The following is a 25,234-nucleotide window of genomic DNA, read 5'->3' as shown; positions in this document are numbered from 1 at the left end:
CAGCCCTCAGATCCACAGCTTCTTGAAGTCGCGACCGCCGCAGGTCAGATTGACCATGGCGCGGGTCACGATGATGGCGGTGAACATCGAGGTGATGATGCCCAGCGACAGGGTCACGGCGAAGCCCTTGATCGGCCCGGTGCCCATGGCGAAAAGAATGCCGCCGACCAACAGGGTGGTCAGGTTGCCGTCAACGATCGCCGAGAAGGCCCGATCGAAGCCCTCGTGAATGGCGCGCTGCACCGACATGCCGTTGCCCATTTCCTCACGGATGCGCGAGAAGATCAGCACGTTGGCATCCACCGCCATACCCATGGTCAGCACGATACCGGCGATACCCGGCAGCGTCAGGGTGGCGCCGAGGATCGACATCAGCGCCAGCAGCATGGTCATGTTGAACGCCAGCGCGATGGTGGCGAGCAGGCCGAAGTACTTGTAGATCAGCAGGATGAACAGCGCGACGAAGAGCAGGCCCCAGAGCGCCGCCTCGGCACCCAACTGGATGTTCTCGGCGCCCAGGCTCGGGCCGATGGTGCGCTCCTCGGCGAAGTACATCGGCGCGGCCAGGCCACCGGCACGCAGCAACAGGGCCAGCTCAGAAGATTCGCCCTGGCCGTTCAGGCCGGTGATGCGGAACTGGCTGCCCAGCGCCGACTGAATGGTCGCCAGGCTGATGATCTTCTTCTCTTCGACGAAGGAGGCGACCGCCACTTCCTTCTCCACGCCGTCAACCACCTGACGCACATAGCGGGTCACCGGCTTCTGCTCGATGAAGATCACCGCCATGCTGCGCCCGACGTTGTTGCGCGTGGCGCGGTTCATCAGCTCGCCGCCATGGCCATCGAGACGGATGTTGACCTGCGGGCTGCCATTCTCGTCGAAACTGGCCTGGGCATCGGTGACCTGGTCACCGGTGATGATCAGCTCGCGCTCCAGTTGCACCGGCGGGCGGCCCTCCTCACGGAACTCGAAGCTCTCGGTGGCGGCGCGCGGCGCATCGAGTTCGGCCTGCAGGCGGAACTCGAGGTTGGCGGTCTTGCCCAGGATGCGCTTGGCTTCGGCGGTGTCCTGCACCCCCGGCAACTCGACCACGATGCGGTTGGCCCCCTGGCGCTGCACCAGCGGCTCGGCCACGCCGAGTTCGTTGACCCGGTTGCGCACGGTGGTGAGGTTCTGCTTGATCGAATACTCGCGGATCTCGGTGATCTTCGCCTGGGTCAGCGCCAGCTGCAGCACCTGTTGGTCGGCACGCTCGACGGCGGTCATCTCGAAATCTGCGAAATCCTTGCGGATCAGGCGCTGCGCCTGCTCCAGGGTCGCGTTGTCGGCGAAGCCCAGCTGAATGCGACCGTTCTGCTCCGGCATGCTGCGGTAGCGAACGCGCTCCTTGCGCAGCAGGCTCTTGATCTCGCCCTCGTAGACCTTGCGCCGCACGTCCAGCGCCTTGTCCATATCGACTTCCAGCAGGAAGTGCACGCCGCCGGAGAGATCCAGACCCAGCTTCATCGGGCTGGCGCCCAGCTCGCGCAGCCAGTCGGGCGTGGTCTGCGCCAGGTTCAGCGCCACCACGTAGTCGTCACCCAGCACGCGGCGCGCCACGTCCTTGGCCGGCAACTGGTCGTCCTGTTTGTGCAGGCGGATCAGGCCACCGCGGCCCTGCTCGCCCAGGCTCGCGGCCTTGACGTCGATCCCCGCCGCCTGCAACGCCTGGCTGACACGGTCGAGATCCGCCTGCTCGATGCTCAGCGCCGAACTGGCGCCACTGATCTGCACGGCCGGATCGTCCGGGTAGAGGTTGGGTGCGGAATAGATCAGGCCGATCGCCAGCACGGCCAGGATCAGCAGGTACTTCCACAGAGGATATTTGTTGAGCATGAATCGAGCCGCCCGCTTATGAAGCGGGGCGCAATCAGCGCCCCGTCGGATGGAAAATCAGGAACCGGATCAGATGGCTTTCAGCGTGCCCTTCGGCAGGGTGGCGGCGATGGCCTGCTTCTGGAATTTCAGCTCGACGCTGTCGGACACCTCGATCACCACGAAGTCGTCGGCCACCTTGGTCACCTTGCCGGCGATGCCGCCGCTGGTCACCACCTCGTCGCCCTTCTGCAGGCTGCCGAGCAGGTTCTTGTGCTCCTTGGCACGCTTGGCCTGCGGGCGCCAGATCATCAGGTAAAAGATGACCAGAAAGCCGATCAGGAACACCCACTCGAAGCCGCTACCGGCGGGACCGGCGACCGGGGCGGTTTCGGCGTAGGCGGCGGGAATGAAAAAGCTCATGTAACACTCCTAATCAAAAGGTCTTGAATCGTTCGGAAATCAGTCCAGCGGCGGCACGGGCAGGCCGCGCTTGGCATAGAAGCTTTCGACAAAGGCGGCCAATGTACCCTGTCCGATAGCCTCGCGCAAACCAGCCATAACCCGCTGATAATGCCGCAAGTTATGGATGGTATTGAGCATGCTGCCGAGCATTTCGCCGCATTTGTCCAGGTGGTGCAGATAGGCGCGGGAGAAGTGTTTGCAGGTGTAACAGTCGCAGGAGGGATCCAGCGGCGAGTCGTCGTGCTTGTGCACGGCGTTGCGAATCTTCACCACGCCGGTATCGACGAACAGGTGGCCGTTGCGTGCATTGCGGGTCGGCATCACGCAGTCGAACATGTCCACCCCGCGGCGCACGCCCTCGACCAGGTCTTCCGGCTTGCCGACGCCCATCAGGTAGCGCGGCTTGTCGGCCGGCATCCGCGGCGGCAGGAAGTCCAGCACGCGGATCATCTCCTCCTTCGGCTCGCCCACCGACAGGCCGCCGATGGCCAGGCCGTCGAAGCCGATCTCGCACAGCCCGTCGAGCGAGCGCATGCGCAGCTCCTCGTGCATGCCGCCCTGGACGATGCCGAACAGCGCCGCCGTGCTCTCGCCATGGGCCGCCTTGGAGCGCGCCGCCCAGCGCAGCGACAGCTCCATGGAGCGCTTGGCCACGTCGAACTCGGCCGGGTACGGCGTGCACTCATCGAAGATCATCACGATGTCCGAGCCCAGGTCGCGCTGCACCTGCATCGATTCCTCCGGGCCCATGAACACCTTGGCGCCGTCGACCGGCGAGGCGAAGTAGACGCCCTCCTCCTTGATCTTGCGCATGGCACCGAGGCTGAACACCTGGAAGCCACCGGAGTCGGTGAGGATCGGCCCCTGCCACTGCATGAAGTCGTGCAGGTCGCCGTGGCGCTTGATCACCTCCATGCCCGGGCGCAGCCACAGGTGGAAGGTGTTGCCAAGGATGATCTGCGCGCCGATGCCCTCGACATCGCGCGGCAGCATGCCCTTGACCGTGCCGTAGGTGCCCACCGGCATGAAGGCCGGGGTCTCGACCACGCCACGCGGGAAGGTCAGCCGACCGCGACGGGCCTTGCCGTCGGTAGCCAATAACTCGAAGGACATGCGACAGGTGCGCGACATACTCAAACCTCGGGCCCGCGCGCGGCGGGGTTGCGGGTGATGAACATGGCATCACCGTAGCTGAAGAAGCGATAGCCCTGCTCCACCGCCGCGCGGTAGGCGGCCATGGTCTCGCGATAACCGGCGAAGGCCGACACCAGCATCAGCAGGGTCGATTCGGGCAGGTGGAAATTGGTCACCAGGGCATCGACCACATGAAACGGCCGCCCCGGGTAGATGAAGATATCGGTATCGCCGCTGAAGGCCTTCAGCTTGCCATCACGCGCCGCCGTCTCCAGCGAACGCACGCTGGTAGTGCCCACCGCGACCACCCGGCCGCCGCGCGCCCGGCACGCGGCCACGGCGTCGACCACGTCCTGACCGACCTCCAGCCACTCGCTGTGCATATGGTGATCTTCGATACGCTCGACCCGCACCGGCTGGAAGGTACCGGCGCCGACGTGCAGGGTGACGAAGGCGGTTTCCACGCCCTTGGCGCGGATCGCCGCCAGCAGCTCATCGTCGAAATGCAGGCCGGCGGTGGGCGCCGCCACCGCACCGGCCTTCTCGGCATAGACGGTCTGATAACGCTCGCGATCGGCGGCGTCATCCGGCCTATCTATATAAGGAGGCAACGGCATATGGCCGACCCGCTCGAGCAAGGGCAGCACCGGCTCGGCGAAACGCAGTTCGAACAAGGCGTCGTGACGCACGACCATCTCGGCCTCGCCGCCACCGTCGATCAGGATGCTCGAGCCGGGCTTGGGCGACTTGCTGGCACGCACGTGCGCCAGCACGCGGTACTGATCCAGCACCCGCTCCACCAGCACCTCGATCCTGCCGCCGGAAGCCTTCTGGCCGAACAGGCGCGCGGGAATCACCCGGGTATTGTTGAATACCATCAGGTCGCCGGCGCGCAGGTGACCGAGCAGGTCGGTGAACTGGCCATGACGTAGCTCACCGCTGGACCCGTCCAGCTGCAGCAGGCGGCTGGCACGGCGCTCGGCCAGGGGATGACGAGCGATCAACGACTCGGGAAGATCGAAGTGGAAATCGGCAACACGCATGATCGGAAGGGGCAATTCTGCAGGGCGGCAAAGCTTACCGGAAATCCCCCGCACTGGCCACGCGCGCCAATTGACCGAGGCCAGAGGCATCCCTATACTGCGCCGCCATCGTGCCCCGGTGGCGGAATCGGTAGACGCGGCGGATTCAAAATCCGTTTTCGAAAGGAGTGGGAGTTCGAGTCTCCCCCGGGGCACCACATGTAAGGTTCTGCGATATTCGCAGAGCGCCAGAACCACAGGAAAGCCGGCCAGTTGAGCCGGCTTTTTTGTTTCTGGAGATCGCCCAAGGTTCAGGGAAATTCTTGTATCCCTGTATCCCCCTATGTATCCTCGCTTTCCCGCGAACTTTGGGATACACCGCAGGTGAAGCGAACCGCCATCAAGCGCCGGCCGCTGGCCGATACCGTCCTGGCCACCCTGGAGCCGGAAGCAAAGGAATATCGTGAGCTCGACGGCGCCGGCCTGTACTTCCGCGTGAAGCCCGACGGCGGCAAGTCCTGGCAGCTGCGCTACAAGAACTCGGCCGGCAAATGGTCATGGCTGGGCCTGGGCGCATACCCTGAGGTCGGTGGCGCGCTGGCGCGCAAGAAGGCATCCGAGCACCAGGCGAAGATCAGCAACGGCATCGACCCACTGGAGCATAAGCGCGCCGAGAAGGCTCGCTTGGATGCGGCGGCTGCGCGCACGTTCAGGGTGGCGGCAGAGGACTGGTACCTGCACATGCAGGCCAAAGGGCTGGAGCAGAGCACGCTGGACAAGGCGCGCACCTACCTGGATAAGGACATCCTGCCGGCGCTGGGCGACAAGCAGCTCGACGAGATCACGCGAAACCACTGCGCCGACCTGCAGGCCTCACTGGAAGCCCGCGGCGCCCACAACGTGGCCAAGAAGGCGCGCGGCTGGATCAATCAGATCTTCGGCCGGGCGATCGCCAAGGGCCTGACCGAGAACGACCCGGCCAGCCGACTGCACGCGATCGCAGCGCCGGCGCCAGCCACTCGGCAGCAGCCGCACCTGCTCGAGCATGAACTGCCAGACTTCCTGCGCGCTCTGCAGGCCAGCACCAGTAGATTGCCGGCGCGCACCGCCGCATGGCTCTGCCTGTGGCTGGCCGTCCGGCCCGGCATGCTGCGTTTCGCTGAGTGGGCCGAGTTCGACCTGAAAGCCGGCACATGGTCAGTGTCGGCCGACAAGATGAAGATGGACAGGGACTACATGACCCCGCTCCCCTCCCAGGCCATCGAAGCGCTGCGTGAACTGCGCCGGATCACAGGCCGCAGCCGCTGGCTGTTCCCCGGCGTAGGGCCGAAAAACCCGACCATCAGCGAAAACACCATCTGCCTGGTGTATGCCAAGGTAGGCTACAAGGGCCGCCTGGTTGGCCACGGCACGCGCCACACCGCCAGCACCCTGCTCAACGAGCACGACTGGCCGAAGAAGCACATCGACGCCCAGCTGGCGCACAAGGTCGAGGGCGTCGCCGGGGTCTATAACAAGGCCCAGTACCTCGAACAGCGCAGGGTGATGATGCAGTGGTACGCCGACTATCTGGATGCCCTGTCCGCCGGGGAAGCCAAGTCGCTCAGCCGCAGGCCCTGACCGGATTACCGGCAGGCCTCATTCGCCGCCAGCAGCTCGCGCTCGTACCCGATCCGCTGTCGGCGCTCGGCCAGCAGGGCGCGCACCTTCAGTTCCAGGCTGTCGTCCTGGCGCAGGCCGGCCGCCGCCCAGGGCGGTACGGCAACCTCATCCGTCCGGCAGGGCACCTGCACTGGCACCTCTACGCGCACCACCCGCGGCTCGGGCTCGACGGCCTGGCCGGCGCACCCCGCCAGCGCGAACAGCATCCCCACCAGCATTCCCCGGGTCATAGGCCCAACTCCTGATCGATGATGGCCTCTGCCGCCGCGCAGGCGTCGCCGCCGGTGCGCTCCTGCTGCAGGCGGTTCGCGGCCTGGTAGTCGGCATGGGCCTGCTGCCGCCCCGCCGCCTGCACCTGGCGCGCCCTCTCCTGCCGCTGTTCGGCGGCGCGGCGAAGGGCGGCCAACTCCCGGTTCTGCTCCTCGACGCCGGCCTCGAGGCTGGCCCGGGTTGCCCGGCAGGCATCACGCTCGCCGGTTCGGCCGGCCACGGCCCGGCGCTCGGTGTGCAACTCAGCCTGTAGGCTCAAGACCCGTAGCTGCTGGCCACCGCCGACCGCCAGCAGCGCCAGCAACCACCAACCCCAGGCCGGTACCAGCTTCAGCCAGGCGCTCACGACAGCACCTCATCCATCGCCCTGGCGTAGTACTGCCCCCATTTGCGGCGCAACTCGGCACGGGCGGCCGGGGTGCCGTTGGTGTAGGCGCCGGGGCGCCAGGTGCGCAGGTAGCACTGCCAGGCGGCCTCGACGGCGCCGACCTCGGGCAGTGGTAGCGCGTCCGTCCACAGCAGCAGGCGGGCCACGCCGGCGGCGAGGGTGTCGTCACCCTGCAGCGCGGCCCAGATTGCGGCAGGCTCAGGCGATACGCCGCGGGCGCTGGCCAGGGTGCGCAGGTGACCGGCGCTGGCGCGGTGCAGGAACACGCCCCACACCCCGCCGCGGCTGGCCAGGGTGCCGGGCTCGAACTGCCACAGGCCACGGGCCGGGCCGGTCGGCCACTGCCGGCGACGCTGGGCGGCGTCTTCCTGCTGGGTGATCGCCAGCAGCATCACCTCTGCGGCGGCGCTGGACATTTTCGGCGGCAACAGCGCGAGCGCAGGCGCGATGGCCTGCTCCCGGATTTCAGAGAGGGTCATAGGGTCTCCAGAAACGAAAAAGCCCGCTCAGTGGCGGGCATGGCATAGGCTGACGCGTGATTAGCCGACGACTTCCACCGTCTCGACGTCCGCCACCCACTTTATGTTGGTCGCCGCCGCACCTGTGGCGGTAATGCTCAAGCAGCCTAGCGCGGTGTCTGCTGTCACGCTGACTGTCCAGCCGGCAGCGCCAGCATCGCCAGCCACCAGGGTCGGCGAAACGGCGGAAACCAGCGCCGTAGCCGCGGCGTTAGCGCCGCGCCGGATAGTCCCCTTGAACTCCCACGACGCACAGTCTCCGGACGCTGAAGCGCGCGCGACCAATCGACCCGTGAACCCGTACGCTGCGTTGTTGGGCAACGTGACCTGGGTAGCCGCTGCTGGGGAACCCCCGTCCGCAGATAGCACGGCTGGAGTGGCGTCGGTTGTGGCGCGCCGAAGCACAAAACGTTCGCGCTGCGCGTCGCCGTTCGCGCTGAATCGTCCAGCGGCCCGGGCTTCCACGCCGTAAACGCCTCGGGTGGTGGCCCGCGCACCGCCGCAGACTGACGATAGTGGGCCGTCGATAATGTTGCTCTCGCCGCCGACACCCGTTGCACTAGAGCCGGTCACCGTGACCCCGTTACCCCCGATGGCGGTCGCATATTGCTGGTTAGCTAACGGCCCATTTCCCCCGATGGCGGTCGCATATTGCGCGGTCGCCGAGGCGCTCTGGCCGCCGATAGCAATGCTCTGCGCCCCGGATGCCTCAGCGAAATAGCCGCCGGCAACGGCGTGTGAACCGCTCGCGGTGCATTGCTGCCCCCCAGTTATGCACGCGTAGTTGCCGCTAGCCACCTGCGTGGCGCTCGATCGATTAGTTTGCCAGTCGGTAGCGTGCGTGCCGCGCTTATTCCCCCCGGACGCCGTACCTGTTGGCATGGCCGCCATCAGCGCCCCGGTGCCTTTCGGCACGAAGGCTACGTCACCGTTGGTTTCAGTGATCGTCACCGACAGCGATACCACCGGCACCGTTGCGTTGGGCGCCGAGGTATTTTTCGCCTCGGTCAAATGCGTCAGCCCACTACCACCACCGCCCCCCGCCAGGGGCTCACCGCTGGCACGCAGGTAGTCCGTGCAGCGCCAGTTACCAGAGCCAAGCGAAACGAACTCTGCGCTATCCCCTGCGGCCGTCGTTATGTTTGCTCCAGTCGGCAGGATCAGCGACGTTGCGTTGTGGGTCAAAGTCAGAGCGCCCTGGAACACCAGCCTACGAACCGCACCCGAGGCAATGGTGCCAAACGAAGTGATAGTGGTCGTACCGCTGATATTAATGGTATTCGCAGCCTCGGCACCGATATTGGTAGTCGACGCAGACGCCAAGGTGGTCAGTGGGGCCTCATTTAGCGCGGACGTCAGAGTGCCGCCAGTAAATCCGCCACCTGATGGCGCTTGCCACACCGGGAACCCGGACGCCATGGTCATCACATAGCCGTCAGTGCCAGCGGCGAGCCGAGTTGGAGACCCGCTGACACCGCCGATGATCATGTCTCCGGCGGTGGTCATAGGATTCGTCATGCCGCCCCCAGGCTGCTGCACCCATGCGCTACCGTTATAGGAATAGACAACCGGAAGGCCGCTGCTATCCAATTCATCGAGCACGCGAACTGACATGCCAGCGGCAGGCGCCAGAAATGTCCATGCTCCCACCGCAGTCAGCCACCATGCGAGATTTCCGGCCTTTCCAGCCCAAGCTCCAGTCGGGCTTCCACCAACGATGTACATGGCGCCATTGCTCGGCGAGCCCGGCGGTGTAGACAGATCCTTGTCCACTACGCGCGGCATGACCAGCTGATCAAGCGCTGCTAGCGCGGAGTTGACCAGCAGATAGTTGGCCTGCCCATTCGCTGTTTCAGGCAGTTGCAGTTTCGGTGTCGTCACAGTGTTACCTCTCGGACATAGCCGCGCCCTACCACCTCAGAAAGCTGGTAGATTCGGAACGTGATGGAAGCCTGGGCAGAGCCGAAATCGGTCGTCTGCTGGGCGGCGGTGTAGCTGAAACTGGTGGTGCTGGACGAGATCGTGCGCACCACACTCGAGCCGTTCATGACGTCGATTTCGTAGGCCTCCGTCGTCTCGCCAACGGGGGCCTGGACGCCGTTCGTCCACCAGGTGCTGGAGAGGCGCGAGCGGCGGTAGAACGAACCCGTGAAGTTCTGCGATCCGTCCCGGGCGCCGGTCACGTTGACGGCACTCAGCGGCTCGAGATTCACCCCGTCGTACGAGAAGGTGACGTCATCGGCATCATCCAGGCTCGCGCCAGACGTCACCCCGCGATAGATGCGATCAAGCCCGATGGACTGAATCGACATGCCGATGAATGCGTTGTCCGGGTCATCCAGCAGCACGAAGTAGTCGCCGACCTGGTGCAGGCCAGTTGCCCACTCCGTGCCTTTGTCGCCCCGCACGAAGCCAGATAGGGTATAGGTGCCGTCTGCGTTCAGCGTGGCGTCGCGGAATCGAACGATCTCCCAGCGGCCATCTACCCCGTAGGCCGCGTAGTTGTAGCCGGTCAGCAGCTGATCCTGGGTGATCGACTCGAGCTCGCCGGAGATGACGGACAGCGTCAGCGTGGCCGAGCTGATCAGGTAGCCGGCATGGTCAGCCAGCGCGTTCTGGGAAACACCGACAGTCGCCTTACCTGGGAACGCCTGGATATCCTCGAACGTCTGCCCGCCATCCGCCGAGCGGACAGCAATGGCGCCCGGCCAGCTGTTGTTGTAGCCGGTCATCACGCCGACAAAACCCGGGCTCGACTGGCTGACCTCATCAACCAGCGGGATATCGAGCGGCAGGAACAGCGACGGGCCGGCGAGCCCGATGGTTTGCGGTGGCGTATTCCCACCACCGCCAACCGCCTCGCTGTTGTAGATTGCAGCACCGGCCGGCTTGGCCTTGCACTTGCGCACCATGTCAGGGCTGTCATTGATCTCGGTCAGGCGCAGCAGGTAGGTGCCCCCGGGCGTCGTCACCGTCACGACGTCGGCCGGCTCCAGATGGCCATAGATCGGGGGGAGCTCAAAGTCTAGCTGAGTTCGCTCCAGCCACGGTAGCTGCTGCAGCACGTCTACCGCCCGTGCAGCCTCCGTAGCCGTTAGGACTATGGGCACCTCGCGGTCCACCCGATTGATTGCCTCTGTCCCTGGCCTATCGGCGTACTCCTCGCCATTCGCATACTCGCGGTCTGCGTCCCAGAACTTCAGGTGCGTCGAGGCCGGCAACTGCGAGTCCATTTCACGCGATTGCCGCAGGATATCTGCAGCAGATTCACCAGACGTTGCGCCCAGGTGCTCATGCGGGATGGTCGCAACACTGGCTCCGCCGCGCGGTACGCATTGCAGTTGGTAACCGTGCTGGCGCACGTCGAACGGGAAAACGCTCTGCAGGTTTTCAAGAGACGCGCGTATTGTGCCACCCTGTACACGGTAACCGCGAACAGCGTTAGTTAATGCAGCTGCGTCAATATCCGACATGGCTAGCAGAGCGGACATCCCGACCTCGCTGCCAACAACTTCAGAAAGTTCGGCCGTGTCGTTGCCGATCTCCGGGCCCTGATAGACGCGCCACCTCACGTTGCCGCTATAATCGAGAAGTACATAGAGCAACCCGTCAATCAGCGCAATCGCCGGGTACTTTGGCGAGCTAATTGGCGTTGTCTCTTCAAAATAATCTTGCGAAAGAACGCCGCCCGCCAATGAGTACCCAACCACCCTGATAGAAAACCCTATGTTATACACGACCCAAACAGACGCGCCATGCCGATCAAATGCTGTAGCTCCTGTAACAATATTAGTGTTGTCAAATAACGCAAATATCCTATCGGAGCCTGATATGGCGCCAGAGTCAACAACGGTCAATTCAGAGTTAACGACGAAATACCTGTCCGCCGTGGCGGACATTGATTTAGGGGATGAGTCGGTTAGGATAATTATGCTGTCGCCATCCTCGCTTAAAGCACATCCCTTAACGTACCTACCAGACTCCCCAGGCAATGCATCAGCAACGTCCCCGAGAGAACCGGACACAGATATTGTATCCTTCCCGGTAATAACCCCTAACGGCAGTATCTGCCGCGTAGAGCCTATGGGGAAGTCGCTCGCGTACTCCGGTACCCACAGGTTCTCGCCTCCTAGATCCCCCACATAGACAGTGGTCGCGCCAGACGAAACAACCTGGGGTCTTACGACGTCGACCGGAAACGTTGCATTCCGAATGTAGTCGCCGCGGTTATTCAGCTGCGCCACCGCCTCCGAGTTGGGTATGTCACCGGTAATCCCGTCAGAGGGGGCGTAGGCGTAGAACGACATAAGGCTAGCGTCGCTCGTCATCTGCCTCTGCAGCGGCCTGACGTGATACCCGGCGCCCACGGGGGCGGCTACGGCGCGGTCGAGAAGTTTTCGCTTTGGCTGAGCCCCCGAAGACACGACCTCAAACTTAAACTGAGCCCCCTCAAGCGAATTGTTGTACTTCGTCAACTCGAAATCATCGAACACGATATAGGCGGTGCCGCGGTAGGCCGGCGTGTTGCCGACGCCCTTCTCGGCCTCGATGCGCGGGTCGGGCAGTTGATCATCGGTGCCCAGGTACAGCCGCCAGCCCTTCGCTGCCTTGTTGCTCGCAATGATGGTCTCGAGGTCGTCGCTGCCGGCGTTGTAGATCAGCTTGTCGCGGCACCAGATGCGGCGCACGCCGGCAATGGACCCTTCGCCCAGGCCGATGGCGAAGGTGGCGTAGTAGGTGTATGTCTTGGTCGTCTGGCTGCTGCCGCTCCCCTTCCCGCCCGATTTCTTCTTGCGCACCACCTCCTTGAGCTTGCCGCCTTCCAGCCAGAACACGTTGCCGTGCGCCGGTGCAGTACCGTAGAAACGCGGCAGGAATGCGCCGTAGGTGCTGGTCTGGAAGGTGAGGTCGGAGAGGCGCGGGCCGTGGACGGTGGGGCCTTTGGGTGGGTCGAGGGCGGCGCCGATACCAGAGCCGAGCGCAGCGCCCTGGAGGGCGCCGGCAGGCCCAGCGACGACGAAACCAACAATGCCGCCTACAACGGCACCGGCAATCTGACCTCCGCTGCTCATTGGCACCCCTCGAATCGGTAGACGCTCACAACGCGCGCGCGCCAGACAGCGGCCATGCGGTGCTCGACCACCTTGCCGACGTGCTCGTAGGCGTGGATCATCGAGTAGCCGGCGTGGATGGCGATGTGCTGGGGTTCGCCGTCAAAACGCATCAGCAGGATATCCCCCTCGCGCATGTCCTCGCGCGGTACCCGCTGCAGGAACGGCTGGCGCTCGATGCACTGCTCGAGCAGGCCCTTGTACGGGTTGCGGCCATAGCCCTGCTCGTCGATCACGGGCAGCCCCAGGTCGCGGCAGACCATGACGAACAGGCCGGCGCAGTCGAGCGCCAGGGGCGGCGTGCGGCCCTGGTGACGGAACGGCACGCCGAGATAGGCGCGCGTGGCGGCAACTACGTCTGCACCCTTCATGCGCCCCTCCCGACCTGGCTGTACTGGGTTGGCGACGGAACGTCTTCGAAGCCGCCGTTGTTGATCTTGTTGCCGTACTTGTCACCGCACTGGTCGCCGGTCTTGTTGCAGCCGGGGATCATTTCGTAGGCGTCGCCGATCTCGGGCAGGTAGAACATCGCGTCCTGCAGCAACATCACCCCGCCGGCGGTGAAGGCCTTGACGCGGATCGGCGCCAGGCCAGCGTTGTTGCCGCTGGTGAAGCGGATCTCGCCGAAGTCGAACCAGCCAGGCGCTTCCGCACGCGCGGCATCGGCGAACATGTACTGATCGGTCACGCTGGTGATGGTGCCGGTCACCAGGTAGTCGGCGATGGCTGGCCCGTCCGGCGCCGAACGCGGGCCGGTGCAGCGGCTCTTGTGCGCCGGCAGCAGGTCGCCGCCGAGGTGCTGGTCGAACAGCGTCCACTGGCATGAGGCGGTGTAGGTGCGGCCTACCGACTGCGACAGCACGTCGATGGCGCCCATCAGCTGCACGCTGTAGGAGTCGCGCAGTTCGTCAAACTGCGCGGCGCCGAAGAACATCAGGCCGAGCGGCTCCTCATCCTCAATAGGGTTGGCCCAGGACGTGGCGAACAGGTAGACCCGGGCGTTGTCATAGACGCCCGAGGCAAGATCCGTGCGGCTGATCGCGCCCTGCTGCAGGATACCGTTGAGGTCGATGGAGGCGCTGGCGAATGTGCTGGTGTTGTCCAGACCCGAGAACTCATAGCCGCTCTCGGTCAGGTATACCTGGCCATTGCTCATCTTGAGGTCGACCGGGTAGCCGGCCAGGCGCACGATCGGCGAGTCGTTGGCGGGCTCGATGCGGACGCAGTAAACCCGCGTCGCGTAGTCGGCAACGTGTGGCTTCATGGGATTCTCAGGGGTTCAGAATTTCGCGGATGCCGACCGAGGTGCCGAGCACGCCGGGGCCGATGAAGGTTCCGGACAGGTCGGCGTCGAAGCGCATCGGGATGTCGAAGATGCAGCCTGAGGTTTCGGCCTCGCCGGCGATGGGGTGGGTCTGCACCGTGCCGCTGTTCAGGTAGTCGCTGAACAGCGCGGAGTTGATCGCCACCTGGATAGTCGTGCTGGTCGGCTTGGCAGTGATGAGCGCGCGCAGGCCGTTGATTTCGACCATGCCGGCCACGCCGCTGATAGCCACCGACTCGCCGACAAGGAACGTGTTCGTGCCCACCGTCAGCACGGCCTGGCTGGCCTTCGTGATGCCGGTGATCGAGCGCGACTTGTTGGCGGCGAGGGTGACGATGCCGGTCGTCGTGTCGACGCTCCACTGCGCGGCTGGCAGTACCTGCCCGCCCACGCCGACCAGTGTCGTGCCGGCTGCCGGTTTGCGGATGATCCGGCGCGCACACTTGGCGTCGGCCGGATTCCCATACCACCGGACCATCTGGTAAACGCCGGTGCTGATCAGCTGCATCGGCTGGTCGAAGGCGGTCGGCGACTTGGTGTAGGCGTTGGTCGAGAAATCGTTGTAGTTGTAGACCCTGAACCCGCGGAAGGTGCCGTTGGCGCGCCGGTTGAGGTCGATGATGCGGCCGATCACCTCCTCTTTCTGGCGCGAGAACTCGACATCCAGCGCGCAGCGCACGAATGGGTGATCCAGGCTGCGGAACTCGTCGCCGCCGAACGTATTCACCGTGCGCGCGGCGCCGATGTCGCGGAAGCCGCTGCCGTAATTGATATCGTGCGGGAACCGTTCTTCCAGGAACTCGCCCATTATCCGAACCTCGCAGACTGCTGCGCGATGGCATTGAACTGGCGAGCAGCAGTAGCTGTCGCCTCACGGGCCTGTTTCGCGTCGGTGATGTTGGGGAAGGAGAAGTAGTTGTTCTGGGTGTTGCCGCCACCCATACGGCCATTGGCCGATGGTTTTGTGTGGTCGATGACGGTCTCCTGCGGGTGCATGATGGCCAAGAAGCCGCCTTTGCCGTCGATGCCGCCAGTGCGAGGTGCGTTGCCGGTGTAGCCGCCACCGTCGAAGCCGAAGGCGCCGGTGTAGCTTCCGCTAGAGGCACCGAACAGGCTGGAAAGCCCACCAGATGCCCCGCCCAGCGAGCCAAGTAGCCCCTCGGCGAGATTGGCCGTCAGCTGCCGAGCCGCGATGCGCGCCAGATCGGCGATGATGGAGTTCGCCAGATCCTTGAACGACAGCTTCCCGGTCAGAGCGAACTCTACGAAGGCGTCTTCGAGGCCCCCAAGAGCATTGTTGAATAGGTCGTAGGTCTGACCGGCAATGTCCTTGGCGTCGGCGATATAGTCGGCCAGGGCGCCCTTAGCTCCGTTCTTCCAGTCGGCTTGAAGCTCATCCAGCCTCTCGAAATAGTCCTCGTTGGCCGCAAGGGCCTCGTTCAGGCCGCCCTTGATCTCCTGAACCGCTGTTTCGTACTGCGCACTGCCCAGCAGGTCGGCCGGCGTGGCCTTGTCCAGCTGCGCCTGGTAGCGGCGGAACTCGCGGAAGATCGAGGCCTCGGCTTGCACGCGCTCCAGCTCGCGCCGGCCAAGGCCGAAGGCATCCAGCTGGCGCTGCTGCTGTTCCTGGCGCCCTTCCAGCGACGCGCGAATGGTTTCCTGCAGCTGGGCCGAACGCTCCTGCAGCTTGATGCTGTCGTTGTGCAGGCGGACTTCTTCGCCCAGGGCGACGTTCTTGTCGAGCTGCGCCTTGATGGCGTCCTGATTGGCCAGCAGCGACTTCTGGTCGGCGGTGAGGATGTCCTTGGTCTTGAGGTCGGCGATCAGCGATTCGAACTCGGCGCGCTTCTTCTGCTCGGCGGTGAGCTTGGTTTCGCTGAGCAGCTGGGTTTCGAGTTCGGCGCTCTGCTGCCGCAGGGTCAGCAGCATGCGGGTGGCGGCATCGTCGCGGACGGCCGGCGTCCTGGTGGTGCTCTGCCGATCCCTGAACTGCTCGGCGATGTTGCGCTCGAGCCGGGCCACATTGTCCGCGGCCAGGCGCGGATCGTCCGGGTTCACTAGTTCGATCTTGGCCAGGTCGGCGCGCAGATCGTTGAGCGCCTTAACGCGCTTCTCGGCGTTGGTCAGGGTCGACTTGCGCAGTTGGTCGATGCGCTGCTGCGCTTCGATGGCCGACTGCTCCTGCTGGGCCTGCATACCCTCGACCCAGGCCTTTTCGTCGCGGTCCTGGATCTCCTGCCAGATCTCGGCGATCTGCTCGTTCTGCTCGGCGCCCGTGCGCGTGAACTGGTCGAACAGCTCCTTAGCGCCGCCGATCGGGCCGAGCACCGCAGCATTGGCCGCGATCCGTCCGAAGTTGAACCGGCTGCCAGAGGTGAGCTCCTCCAGGCGCTCTTCCGGCGTCTGCGAGCGGCCCACGCCGAGCATCTCGTCCCAGGCCTCTGCGGCGCCGTCCTTGATTCCCTTCCAGGCGCGCTCGATGAAGCCCAGGCCCTGCTCGATTTCGTTCGCGCGCTCGTTCATGGACTGCGCGAAGGTGTCGATGGCCAGTTGCGCGGCGCCGGCGGCGTCACCCTGCTGCTCCAGGGCAGAGATCTGGTCGTATACCGCGGCGGTGAGGAAGTTGTACTGCTCGTTCAGCTTCGCCGCGGCGGCGGTCGGCTCGTCGGCCAGGCGCTTGAACTCGTTGACCGTCTCGGAGATCGCGCGGCCGGTCGCCTCTTCCATGGCCACGGCGGCCAGGCCGATGGTCTCGATCTGGTCGGCGGTGAACTTGCCCGTGCCGGCCACCTCGGCGAGCGCGCGGGCGGCCTGCCGCTGGGTGCCGGTCACCTGGTCAATCGCTGCAGCAGCGTTCGCCAGGCGCTCCGCGCTGGTGCCGGCGATGTTGCCGGAGAGGATCAGGGCATTGTTGAAGGCTGTCCCTTCGTCGCTGCCCTGCTTGTAGGCCAGCGCCAAGGCCCCCACCGCGACCGCAGCGACGGTGAATGGATTGACCAAGCCAAGGGCGTAGCGGGCAACTTCAGCCAAAGCCGCGCCTGCTCCGCCGAACGAATCCTTAATCTGTGCGCCTTGCTGCAGAAATACGGTGAAGGGATTCTGGCCGGCCTGGAGAGAAACGACGATGTCCGTGAATTGCGCAGGAAGCTGCCGCAAGGAGGCTTGATATTGGCGGGCCGAGAGTCCGTTCTTATCGAAGACTGTCCCGGTCTTCTCTTGCTCGAGATTAAATGCCCTGATTTGGGCGATGTACTGTTCAGCCTCGTTGCCAACTCCGAGCTGGCCTGCCCTATATGCAAGCACCTCGTCTCGGCTTTTCCCCTGCAGTGCCACCTGCTCGCGAAGGCTTGCAAGGAAGCTATCCTGCTGCGCGGTCGCCTGCTGTTTGGCAATTGCGGCCTGGCGCTGGGCTTCTGCTTCTTCCCTTGCGGTACGCTCGGCCTCGCGCTGCGCCGCAGACAGTTGCTTGATCTGCGCAATAAGAGGGGCGGCAGAGTCAGACACCCCGAGGAGGTTCGCCCTGTACTGTGCAACCTCATCGCTGCTGCGGCCAAACAGTGCGACCTGCTCCCGCAGCCCGCCTAGAAAAGCTTCTTGCTGGGAGGCGGCAGACTGCCTGGCTGCCTCTGCGGCGCGCTGAGCATCCGCTTCGGCCTTAGCGGCCTCTTCCGCTTGACGCTGGGCTGACTGAAGCTCGCGCAGGTTTGCGATCAGCGGAGCCGCTGAATCGGCAACGCCGAGCATCCTGGCCTCGAACTCGGCGATTTCCAACGAGCTCTTGCCGAACAGCGCAACCTGCTCTCGCAAGCCCTCGATCAGTGCATACCGCGAAGCGCTAACAGCCTCCCGCGACTGCGCAGCAGCCGACATGACGATGGATTCTTGCAGGAACGCCTGGTTTGCCGCTTCCTGAGCGTCCTTCAGCCCTCGAAGCTGGACAATCAGTCCTTCGGACTGCTGCTGCACTCCAAGCTGAGCGGCCTGGTAGCGAAGAATGTCATCTGCTGACTTTCCGAACAGGTCTACCTGCTCGCGCAAAGCCGAAACGAACTGCTCGCCAACCTTTGCAGCTGACTGCTCGGAGGAAACAAAGCGATTAAGCGCCTGGGCGGAAGAGTCGGCAGCAGAGGAAAGTGTCGATGCCTCGCCAGCAATGCCAGACATGGCATTGGATACGCCCCTCGCGGACTCTTCGGTCTTTGCCCCGGCCGTGTTCAGCCGGTCTAAAGCTGTCTCGGCCTTCGCGACATCGCTGGTATCGATGCTGAAGCCTAAGCTGGCAATGTCCACGGCCTAGTCCTTTTTATGGATGACGGAAAGCGCCTCTCGCTCCATCACGCGGATGTCTGCGAAGAGGTCTTGCCATCGGGATTTGGGGATTTGCTTGATGCGGAACACGTCGACGAGGACGGAATAGTCGAGCCCGGTAGGCCCGGCCATTCCGATTCGCCATTGAGTTGCAAGCTCGCTGAAGACGGCCAGCGGCTCGGCGCAGTCGGGATAGACGCCGATCACGTCATCGCCCATGTCCTCCAGGGTCAGGCCGAAGAACGCCAGAGCTTCGGCGTCTTCGCCCTTCTCGTAGAGTGCGCCGGCCGCCTTGGTCAGTTTCCCAGGCGGGCCGGGTCGAGGCCGTCGAAGTAGGCCTTGGTGATGGCGTCGTGGATCGGCTTGCCGCCGTTCAGCAGCAGGCGAACCGACTCTTCGGACACCGGGTCTTCAAACTCCCAGGCTTCAACCACGTCCAGGATGCGCTCGACTTCCAGGCGAATTTGAGCGCTGACCAGCGCCGGCAGGTCGGCCTCCTTGCCTTCGAACTCCTTGGCCAGATCCTCGCCGCGCTGCTTCCACTTCTCGCTCAGCTCGGCCGCTTCCGTGCGGGTGCGATACTTGAAGGTCATCCCGACCTCGATTTTCTCGCCGCCGGCGCGGTGGATGCCGACCTTCGCCTCGAAGGTCGGGTTCTGCTCGATCTTGAACTTGGCAGCCATGGGGATTCCTTAGGCGTTGTAGCGGGTCGGGCGACCGGACAGGGAGAAGGTCATGGTGCGGGTCATGAGGTTGTTCCGCGCCAGGGCCGGGGTCTCGCTGATGGTCGTGTAGCCGTTGTAGAGGATGATGTCGTTGTTCGGCAGGTTCAGCCGCAGGCCGGTCGGGTTGCGGCTCTGGTCGGCGGCCTCGGCGACGGCCACGAAGGGCTGCGTCGAGTCGTCGGCCACCACGATGTTCATGCTCATCGGGCTGCGGGTAGTCGGCAGCTGACGGTCGTCGTTCTCCTCCAGGAAGCCGAACTGGAAGAACTGCTGCTCGCCGCCGGAGGTGGTCACATCGGTGACCTGGGTCACGGAAACGAAAGCAGTAATCTCCCGCGCCGAGCCAGCGCCGCCGGCCGCCGGGAAGCGGGTGGTGTCGGTGGTGTTGATGTCCTCGAGCTCGAAGGCGTCCATGGTGGCGCCAGCGACACGGAACAGGCGGCCATTGAGGCCGGTCCAGCCGGAGGTCAGCTCGATGATGTCGCCGTTGCTGAGGCCGTGCGCAGTGGCCGTGACCACTGCCGGGTTGGCGTTGCTGATGGCGCTGACGGTGATCGGCGACCCGTAGGTGGAGGCCAGATCGAAAGTCGAGCCGTTGGGCAATCTGAAAGCCATGGTATGTCTCCTCGGATTTTTTCAATCCGGGGAGGCGTGGCGATCAGCGGGGCCTTGCGGCGTGGCTGTTCAGCGTGCCCGGTATTCGGTGTTGGTTGCCGACTATTCGGCTTGGTCGTGCTCTTTAAGCCAGCGTTCCCATGCCGCTATGGCGGCCTTGGCTGCGCGGATCAGGCTGCGGTGCAGTTCTTTGGTCAGTTCACTCATGATTCACCATATACGATCTTCATGAAACGAACCCCGTCGAGACTATCGTAACGGCCGCAACTCTCACCATCGTGCCCGAGACCAACCTGGAGTTCGATTGGTACCAATGCACCAGACTCAAACCGGTCTGCCATCTTCCGAAAATGCATGACCAGTACCTTGGGGTCGCGCTTCACATGCTCATTCTTTTCCATGCTGCCTCCTACGGGGTGTCCGCCCGATAACGGCAGGACACTGGAACTCGGGTGTAAGGGGTGCCGACCTGGGCCGGCGCGGCGCTCATCGGCGAGCGGACGAACACGGAGAACGCCCCGCTGGTCAACTGCAGGTTGTTCGGGAACAGCGCGGCCAGTTCGTCCTCGATGCCACCGGCAGCCACCAGGCCAGTGCCGGCAGGCTTGACGATGGTCACCTGCCAGACGCCCTGATAGAGCTTGTGCTCGCCCGCCAGGTCCTGGCTGTCGGTGGTGGCCGGCAGCAGGAAGCATTCGAGGAACGTCTCGCCACTGTTCGGCGTGAACGGCGCGTCCTGATAGGCGACTCGAATCACCGGCGAGCGAGCGGCGGCCCAGTCCTTGATGCGCTTCTCGAACAGGTTGCGGATAAGGCGGTTGCTCATTGCGGCAGGCTCGCTACGGCGCGGTTGACGAAGCTCTGGAACTCGGTGACGGACACCCTCACCATTCCAGCCGGCGCCTGGCTGGACCAGCCTTCGAACTCCAGGCGCGGGCCGTACGGCAGGTTGTTCACCGCCCAGATCGTGCCAACGTCCGAGGTGAAGCCCAGAACCACCTGGCTTGCAGCCGACTTGGTGCTGTCGCCCTGAGGGTCGATGCGGTCCAGCTGGCCGGTCGCCTTGGTGTCGAAGGTCACCTGCCAGTTGCCGCGGAATTGGCCACCGACGTAGCCGTCCGGACTGATGATGTCCATGCTGTCGTTGACCTTCAGCCCGCTCTTTAGGCGCCCGGCCTTGGTCAGGTTGTTCGGGTCGTCGCGCAACGCGGCGTTGAAGCGCACGACCTCGAGGTTGTACTCGCGGGCGGTCTGGTTGACGGCCCACAGTTCGGGATTGCCGACCGGCGAGCGGTCGATCACCGCCGATATCAGGTCGATGGCGACCTTCTGCACCACCTGCTCAGTATTGCCCTTGGCCTTCTCGATGAACTCGGCCAACTGCAGGCTGAAGCTCATTTGCGGGCCTGCACGTAGAAGAAGCAGGACAGGCCGGCGTAGTCGCCCGGGTCGCAGCGCTGGACGGTGTAGGTCTCGCCGTCAAAGAGCACCTTGTCGAGCGTCTTCGGCTCCGGCATGTCGTCGCCGTTCAGCAGCACGGGCGAGACCATGAAACGCACGTCGCCGGCCTTGACCAGCGATCCGTCGATGTCCTCCATGCGGTAGTTCTCGCGCAGGCCCGAGCCGATGTAATCGGTGATCGTCTCGCTGCTGCCGGTGTCCGGGTCGTACTCGCCGACCACCGTGCGGCGCAGGGTCAGTTCCAGGCCCTTACCGCCGGCACTGCGCGGTGCGAGCATCCGGGCCGCCTGCGCCTTGGCGCGGTCGTAGATATCAGCCACGGGCGAGCCTCACCTGGTTGGATGCGTTCAGGAACTCGGCGAACTGCGCCTCGGACTGCCGGCCGGCGGCGGCGCGCGATACCGCCGTCGAGACCTTGGCGAAGGTCGTACTGATCGGCCCCACCTTCTCCGACTCGATGGCGCCCACCTTCAACTCCGGCGGCGCCAGGTCGTCGGCATGTATCTCCGTCGCCAGCGCCATCTGGCCGGCCTTGACCTTGGCCGGAATGGAGTCGGAAGACAGCTGGTACTCGCCGCGGTACACGCCGTAGCGCGGCCACGACAGGGCCTGGTCATACTGCACGATCTCGCCCTTCCAGTTCATGGCGTCCATCTGCAGCGCGGCGCGGCGCAGCAGGGACTCCTGATCGGCTTCCGTGCCTGGGATCGTGCGCCCGAAGTTGGCCGCATAGGTCACCAGCTCGGCGGCCGTGGCGAAACTGTCAGCGCCCGGCACGATGCTGCCGTCCTCGATGATCAGGGTCATGGTCTCTCCTCCCAGCGAGCTTTGAACACACCGATAGCTCCAGCTAGCGTCATCCTGAAGTAGTAGGTGTTTGCGCCTACGCCGCGCTCCGCTCCAGATGCGGCGCCTACGGACGACGAGTGATTGGTATTGCCCGATGTTTTCGCCCTCAACGGATCGAGCAACGTACCGCCTGTCAACGTACCGCCTGAGGTCAGCTGGACCTGATTGACGTATGCAGGCTGCGGCTTTTCGCTCATCGTGTTTGTCGGGAATATCGGCAACGTCTCGCTGAATGTCCCGCCCTCCGTGCCGCCGAGAAGCGTCTCGATGCGAGCCTGACCTTCGTCCAACTGAATGCCGAGCTCGAACAGAATGATATTGATCGGGACCACCGCCTTGACCACGTAGGTTGACGTTTCCGCTACGGTCCACTCCTTGAAGGTTCTGAACTCGCGGCCCTCGAAGAATCCGGTCTGAGCAATATCTACCCTGACTCGCGGGTTGGTAGTGCCGGTGATTAGCCGCGGGTCGGTGATCAGTACCGCATTGCCGTCGCTGTCGATGCAGTACGGCCCCGAGTTGTCCGACTCCTTGTAGTAGCCGCCGCGTCCTGGGCGGAACCCATCACCGACGCTGGGCACGATTAAGCTTCAACCCAGCCGATACGCTTGTGATCGGCCACACAGGAAGGGTGGACGCTGATTTCATCGCCGCCCTTGGCCATCTTGACCAGGTGGGAGGTGTCGGCCTGATCCTGGGTCTTGGCGGCCTTCGCTTCTTCAGCCAGGCGCTTGGCCTCAACTGCGGCAGCGTCGATAGCCTCCTGGGCCTTGACGGTGAAGCCACCGCGCTCCTCTTCGGAGAGTGCCGCGAATGCGTCGGCGGTGAGGCCGCTCAGTTCGATCGCCTTGGCCAACAGGGCTTCGGCGGCTTTATCAGCCTTGGATTTACCAGCCATTTCGTTCTCCTTAAAAAACGCAGGGGCCGAAGCCCCTGGTTGTCGTAGCGGTGGATTAGCCCATCAGCACGCCGATGTGCTCCGGCTTGATGGCGCGGAAGCCCCAGGCCAGACGGACGTGGTAGACGGTCTGCAGGAACTGACGGTAGACCGCCACCTCGAAGGACAGGCCGGTGCGCGGGTCGGTGATCATCATCACGTCGTCCGCAGCATCGCCGCCTTCCGGGAGGGCAGGCGCGCGGGTTGCCAGCACGATCGCCGAGCGGGCAAACGCCACGTTCGGGGTATAGCTGTTGCCCACGGTCAGCGCGTTGGCGCCCGGGATCAGCACGCGAGCACCCGGCTTGCCGAGGCTGATGGTGCCCGGAGCAGCCACACCGGTGTTGACGATGTACTTGTTGGAGCCGTCGGCCGCGAAGGTCACGACGTCACCAGCCAGCACAGTGCCGGTACCGGTGATCAGGGCGACGTCGGTCGCGCCCACAGCGGTCGCTCCGCTGGTGACGTAGCCCGAACCGGTGCCCTTGGTGTGAACGCCGATGGCGTGCGAGTGGCGGATGGCCATGTTCATGATGCGATCGGTCATGCCGTTGCGCAGCATATCGTCCGAACCGGCCTCGTTGACCTTGAACAGGCCGGACTGCTTACCGCGCAGGTTGCCGATGGCCGCATGGCCCAGAGCCAGCTGCAGGTCGTTGGTCGGCGCGCCGTTCTCTTCCAGGATGCGCAGTACCCCGGCGAAGTCGGTCATGTCGGCCGCAGTGCCGAACGGGGTGGTGCCGGCGGCGCCAAAGGCGCGGCTGGCGTTCTTGTAGGCCTCGCCCCACAGGTCGGCCTCGATCTCGTTCACCAGGGTGCGCATGGCCTGATAGAAACGATCCGCCTGGATGGTGGAGAAGGTGCCGGCGTTCTGCAGCCCCTTGGTTTCCTCGCCGTTCCAGCGAACCGGGACGTGCTTGGACTTGGTGATCGACACAGCGACGTTGTCGACGGTGGTGTCGCCGGTGTTCGGCGCGGTCACGCCCGGGGTGTTGTCGGCGGAACTGGCGGCGGTGGTCACCGGCACCAGCACCTGCTGGTTGAGGGCAGCGCGGGCGACGTCGGAGCTACGCGAGACGGCCGGGATGAAGCCGGTCAGCTCGCGCGAGACGACGTCGAGCGCCTCGTACATGTCGGGGATGAGGTTGGTCAGCGTGTTGGCCATGATGGGCTCCTAATGCTCAGTCGGTTACCTTCCCGCCTTCCTTCACGAACTTCTGGCGCTCAGCTGCGCCGAGCGAGTCGAAGGTCTGGCGGTTGATGGATTTCTTGCCGTCCCCACCGCCGCCACCATTATTCGGAGCACCGCCGCCATTGGCGCCGGAGCTCTTCAGGATGTGGTTCTTGTGGGGGTAGTGCTCAACGAGGGTTTCCAGGGCTTCGTCGAAGTCGGCCAGCTCACCCGGACGCGCGCGGCTGTAGATCTTGTTGCCGTGCTGGTCGTAGGCGACGGTCTTGCCGTCCTCGATCTTGAAGGCCTGGCCGAAACGCGCCTGAACCAGGTCTGCAGGGATGGCCAGCTTCTCGGCGATGAGCTTGGACCGGGCGAACGAGCCGCCGATCTTCTCTTCGTAGAGTTGCTGCTCGAAGGCCTTGGCCTTGGTGGTGGCTTCGTCCAGCTGGGCCTGGAAGGCCTTGCCGACTTCCGCCTTAACCTTCTCGATCTCGCCGGCATCCACCAGCTTCTTCTGATCGAGGTTCGCCACGATCTCCAGAGCCTTGCGGGCGGCAGCGCCGTCCTCGATCCCCTCGAAGCCTTTCAGCTTGCTTTCTGCACCCTCGGCGCGCTCCCGGTGGGATTTCGCTTCGGCGTTCAAGCGGGTGATCGTGGCGACGGTGCCGGGGGCGTCGAAAGCAACCTCCTTGCCGTCGTCATGGACATAGACCGGCTTGCCGTCCTGCAGGACTGCATGACCTTGTTCGTCGAGTTTCAGTTTCATTGGTTGGTCTCCGGGCATCCGCCCATCTGGTGAGGCATCCGCCCCTGAGCGCCCTACGGCATCCGCCGATCAGGCATAAAAAAGCCCCGGCATTGCCGAGGCTGGAAAGAAAAAGCCCGCACGGTGGCGGGCTTTTTTGGTTACTTCAGGCTTTGGGATATCGCTATGCGTCGGAACCCATCAACGGTTACATCGATTCTCGACTCTGGGTAAGCCTCGTTAAGCAGGGTCTCCAATTGAGTCGCGATCTCCTCACTGCATTGCTTTTCGGCCTCATTGAGCGTGACAAGCGTTTGGTTCATCTTGCCACCGCCCCACTTTTCCTGGATTTCATTAAAAAGGCTCTGGCAGTAGGAATCCAAGTTGATAGACATGCTGCACCTCCTTGTTGTGTGCACGTCACCCTACCACGACACGCTCCCCCTTCATGAAGCAGCACGCGCAGATCAGCTGCTTCGTGCCGCCCGTAGTCTTGCCGTTCTTCAGCATGACGCCGATCTTGGTTTCGATGACTTCCCGGCCGCCACAGCGGTGGCACTGGATCATCGTCGCGGGCTTTTCGGTCGCTCTCACGCGCTTGCGCACCTGCTCCTGAGCGGTGTCAGGGGCTGGCGTGCCTTCGATCACGTGGAGCCTTGGCTTGTCGGTCAT

At 64.1% G+C, this 25,234-nt stretch carries 28 protein-coding genes and 1 tRNA gene; 2 read left to right on the top strand and 27 right to left on the bottom strand.

What is annotated here, in order from left to right; translation table 11 throughout:
- Positions 1-6 precede the first annotated feature (6 nt).
- The 4 genes from secD to queA form a co-directional block, all read right to left on the bottom strand.
- Entirely contained in the window at positions 7-1,875 is a 1,869-nt protein-coding gene (secD, locus tag ACUTAF_RS02230) for a protein translocase subunit SecD (RefSeq protein WP_445578438.1), read from the bottom strand.
- Positions 1,876-1,944: 69 nt separating this feature from the next.
- The gene (gene yajC, locus ACUTAF_RS02225; RefSeq protein ID WP_445578437.1) at positions 1,945-2,277 is read right to left on the bottom strand and encodes a preprotein translocase subunit YajC; all 333 of its coding nucleotides are present in this window, start codon (positions 2,275-2,277) and stop codon (positions 1,945-1,947) included.
- A 39-nt stretch (positions 2,278-2,316) separates the two neighbouring features.
- The gene (tgt, locus tag ACUTAF_RS02220) at positions 2,317-3,432 is read right to left on the bottom strand and encodes a tRNA guanosine(34) transglycosylase Tgt (protein WP_445582387.1); all 1,116 of its coding nucleotides are present in this window, start codon (positions 3,430-3,432) and stop codon (positions 2,317-2,319) included.
- A 20-nt stretch (positions 3,433-3,452) separates the two neighbouring features.
- Positions 3,453-4,496, bottom strand: a complete 1,044-nt coding sequence (gene queA / locus ACUTAF_RS02215) for a tRNA preQ1(34) S-adenosylmethionine ribosyltransferase-isomerase QueA (protein ID WP_445578436.1) — start codon at positions 4,494-4,496, stop codon at positions 3,453-3,455.
- A gap of 112 nt (positions 4,497-4,608) precedes the next feature.
- Here queA and ACUTAF_RS02210 point away from each other — a divergent pair.
- Positions 4,609-4,693 (top strand) — tRNA-Leu (locus tag ACUTAF_RS02210).
- A 166-nt stretch (positions 4,694-4,859) separates the two neighbouring features.
- A complete protein-coding gene (locus ACUTAF_RS02205) occupies positions 4,860-6,095 on the top strand; it encodes a tyrosine-type recombinase/integrase (RefSeq protein ID WP_445582386.1) in 1,236 nt (411 codons plus the stop codon).
- Positions 6,096-6,100: 5 nt separating this feature from the next.
- On the opposite strand, the gene ACUTAF_RS02200 is transcribed toward ACUTAF_RS02205, so the two are convergent.
- The 23 genes from ACUTAF_RS02200 to ACUTAF_RS02090 all read right to left on the bottom strand — a co-directional run bounded on the left by ACUTAF_RS02200 (position 6,101) and on the right by ACUTAF_RS02090 (position 25,234).
- Positions 6,101-6,367, bottom strand: coding sequence for a hypothetical protein (locus ACUTAF_RS02200; RefSeq protein ID WP_445578435.1), 267 nt, complete (start codon positions 6,365-6,367; stop codon positions 6,101-6,103).
- The gene (locus tag ACUTAF_RS02195) at positions 6,364-6,753 is read right to left on the bottom strand and encodes a hypothetical protein (protein WP_445578434.1); all 390 of its coding nucleotides are present in this window, start codon (positions 6,751-6,753) and stop codon (positions 6,364-6,366) included. Before ACUTAF_RS02195 ends, ACUTAF_RS02200 begins: the two co-directional genes overlap by 4 nt.
- Positions 6,750-7,274, bottom strand: a complete 525-nt coding sequence (locus ACUTAF_RS02190; RefSeq protein WP_445578433.1) for a hypothetical protein — start codon at positions 7,272-7,274, stop codon at positions 6,750-6,752. The genes ACUTAF_RS02195 and ACUTAF_RS02190 overlap by 4 nt, the downstream gene beginning before the upstream one ends.
- Before the next feature lie 60 nt (positions 7,275-7,334).
- Entirely contained in the window at positions 7,335-9,194 is a 1,860-nt protein-coding gene (locus tag ACUTAF_RS02185) for a DUF2793 domain-containing protein (RefSeq protein ID WP_445578432.1), read from the bottom strand.
- Entirely contained in the window at positions 9,191-12,385 is a 3,195-nt protein-coding gene (locus ACUTAF_RS02180; protein WP_445578431.1) for a phage tail protein, read from the bottom strand. The genes ACUTAF_RS02185 and ACUTAF_RS02180 overlap by 4 nt, the downstream gene beginning before the upstream one ends.
- Positions 12,382-12,795 carry an NlpC/P60 family protein gene (locus ACUTAF_RS02175; RefSeq protein WP_445578430.1) on the bottom strand — a complete coding sequence of 138 codons (414 nt, stop codon included), beginning with the start codon at positions 12,793-12,795 and terminating at the stop codon, positions 12,382-12,384. Before ACUTAF_RS02175 ends, ACUTAF_RS02180 begins: the two co-directional genes overlap by 4 nt.
- Positions 12,792-13,688, bottom strand: a complete 897-nt coding sequence (locus ACUTAF_RS02170; protein WP_445578429.1) for a DUF2163 domain-containing protein — start codon at positions 13,686-13,688, stop codon at positions 12,792-12,794. Before ACUTAF_RS02170 ends, ACUTAF_RS02175 begins: the two co-directional genes overlap by 4 nt.
- Before the next feature lie 7 nt (positions 13,689-13,695).
- On the bottom strand, positions 13,696-14,556 hold the full coding sequence (locus ACUTAF_RS02165) for a DUF2460 domain-containing protein (protein WP_445578428.1): 861 nt from the start codon (positions 14,554-14,556) through the stop codon (positions 13,696-13,698).
- Positions 14,556-18,038, bottom strand: a complete 3,483-nt coding sequence (locus tag ACUTAF_RS02160; protein WP_445578427.1) for a phage tail tape measure protein — start codon at positions 18,036-18,038, stop codon at positions 14,556-14,558. Before ACUTAF_RS02160 ends, ACUTAF_RS02165 begins: the two co-directional genes overlap by 1 nt.
- A 3-nt stretch (positions 18,039-18,041) precedes the next feature.
- Complete coding sequence (locus ACUTAF_RS02155; RefSeq protein WP_445582385.1) at positions 18,042-18,284, bottom strand: DUF1799 domain-containing protein; 243 nt, start codon at positions 18,282-18,284, stop codon at positions 18,042-18,044.
- Between the two features lie 68 nt (positions 18,285-18,352).
- A complete protein-coding gene (locus ACUTAF_RS02150) occupies positions 18,353-18,739 on the bottom strand; it encodes a phage tail assembly chaperone (protein ID WP_445578426.1) in 387 nt (128 codons plus the stop codon).
- Positions 18,740-18,748: 9 nt separating this feature from the next.
- Positions 18,749-19,396 carry a phage tail protein gene (locus tag ACUTAF_RS02145; RefSeq protein ID WP_445578425.1) on the bottom strand — a complete coding sequence of 216 codons (648 nt, stop codon included), beginning with the start codon at positions 19,394-19,396 and terminating at the stop codon, positions 18,749-18,751.
- 203 nt (positions 19,397-19,599) lie between these two features.
- Positions 19,600-19,797, bottom strand: a complete 198-nt coding sequence (locus ACUTAF_RS02140; protein ID WP_445578424.1) for a hypothetical protein — start codon at positions 19,795-19,797, stop codon at positions 19,600-19,602.
- Positions 19,798-19,805: 8 nt separating this feature from the next.
- Positions 19,806-20,222 (bottom strand): phage tail terminator-like protein, encoded by a 417-nt coding sequence (locus ACUTAF_RS02135; protein ID WP_445578423.1) that lies wholly within the window; start codon positions 20,220-20,222, stop codon positions 19,806-19,808.
- Positions 20,219-20,794, bottom strand: a complete 576-nt coding sequence (locus ACUTAF_RS02130) for a hypothetical protein (protein WP_445578422.1) — start codon at positions 20,792-20,794, stop codon at positions 20,219-20,221. Before ACUTAF_RS02130 ends, ACUTAF_RS02135 begins: the two co-directional genes overlap by 4 nt.
- A complete protein-coding gene (locus ACUTAF_RS02125) occupies positions 20,791-21,177 on the bottom strand; it encodes a hypothetical protein (protein WP_445578421.1) in 387 nt (128 codons plus the stop codon). Before ACUTAF_RS02125 ends, ACUTAF_RS02130 begins: the two co-directional genes overlap by 4 nt.
- Positions 21,170-21,664 carry a DnaT-like ssDNA-binding protein gene (locus tag ACUTAF_RS02120; RefSeq protein WP_445578420.1) on the bottom strand — a complete coding sequence of 165 codons (495 nt, stop codon included), beginning with the start codon at positions 21,662-21,664 and terminating at the stop codon, positions 21,170-21,172. The genes ACUTAF_RS02125 and ACUTAF_RS02120 overlap by 8 nt, the downstream gene beginning before the upstream one ends.
- A complete protein-coding gene (locus ACUTAF_RS02115) occupies positions 21,661-22,287 on the bottom strand; it encodes a hypothetical protein (protein WP_445578419.1) in 627 nt (208 codons plus the stop codon). Before ACUTAF_RS02115 ends, ACUTAF_RS02120 begins: the two co-directional genes overlap by 4 nt.
- Positions 22,288-22,289: 2 nt before the next feature.
- The gene (locus tag ACUTAF_RS02110) at positions 22,290-22,604 is read right to left on the bottom strand and encodes a hypothetical protein (protein ID WP_445578418.1); all 315 of its coding nucleotides are present in this window, start codon (positions 22,602-22,604) and stop codon (positions 22,290-22,292) included.
- A 55-nt stretch (positions 22,605-22,659) separates the two neighbouring features.
- Entirely contained in the window at positions 22,660-23,808 is a 1,149-nt protein-coding gene (locus tag ACUTAF_RS02105; RefSeq protein WP_445578417.1) for a major capsid protein, read from the bottom strand.
- 16 nt (positions 23,809-23,824) lie between these two features.
- Positions 23,825-24,583 carry a DUF6651 domain-containing protein gene (locus ACUTAF_RS02100; RefSeq protein ID WP_445578416.1) on the bottom strand — a complete coding sequence of 253 codons (759 nt, stop codon included), beginning with the start codon at positions 24,581-24,583 and terminating at the stop codon, positions 23,825-23,827.
- Positions 24,584-24,723: 140 nt separating this feature from the next.
- Positions 24,724-24,957 (bottom strand): hypothetical protein, encoded by a 234-nt coding sequence (locus ACUTAF_RS02095; protein WP_445578415.1) that lies wholly within the window; start codon positions 24,955-24,957, stop codon positions 24,724-24,726.
- 25 nt (positions 24,958-24,982) lie between these two features.
- A complete protein-coding gene (locus ACUTAF_RS02090; RefSeq protein WP_445578414.1) occupies positions 24,983-25,234 on the bottom strand; it encodes a hypothetical protein in 252 nt (83 codons plus the stop codon).

Source organism: Pseudomonas sp. SP16.1 (genome assembly GCF_052682975.1).
Note: the sequence above shows the minus strand (reverse complement) of the source record. Positions and strands in the feature narration are given on the sequence as shown.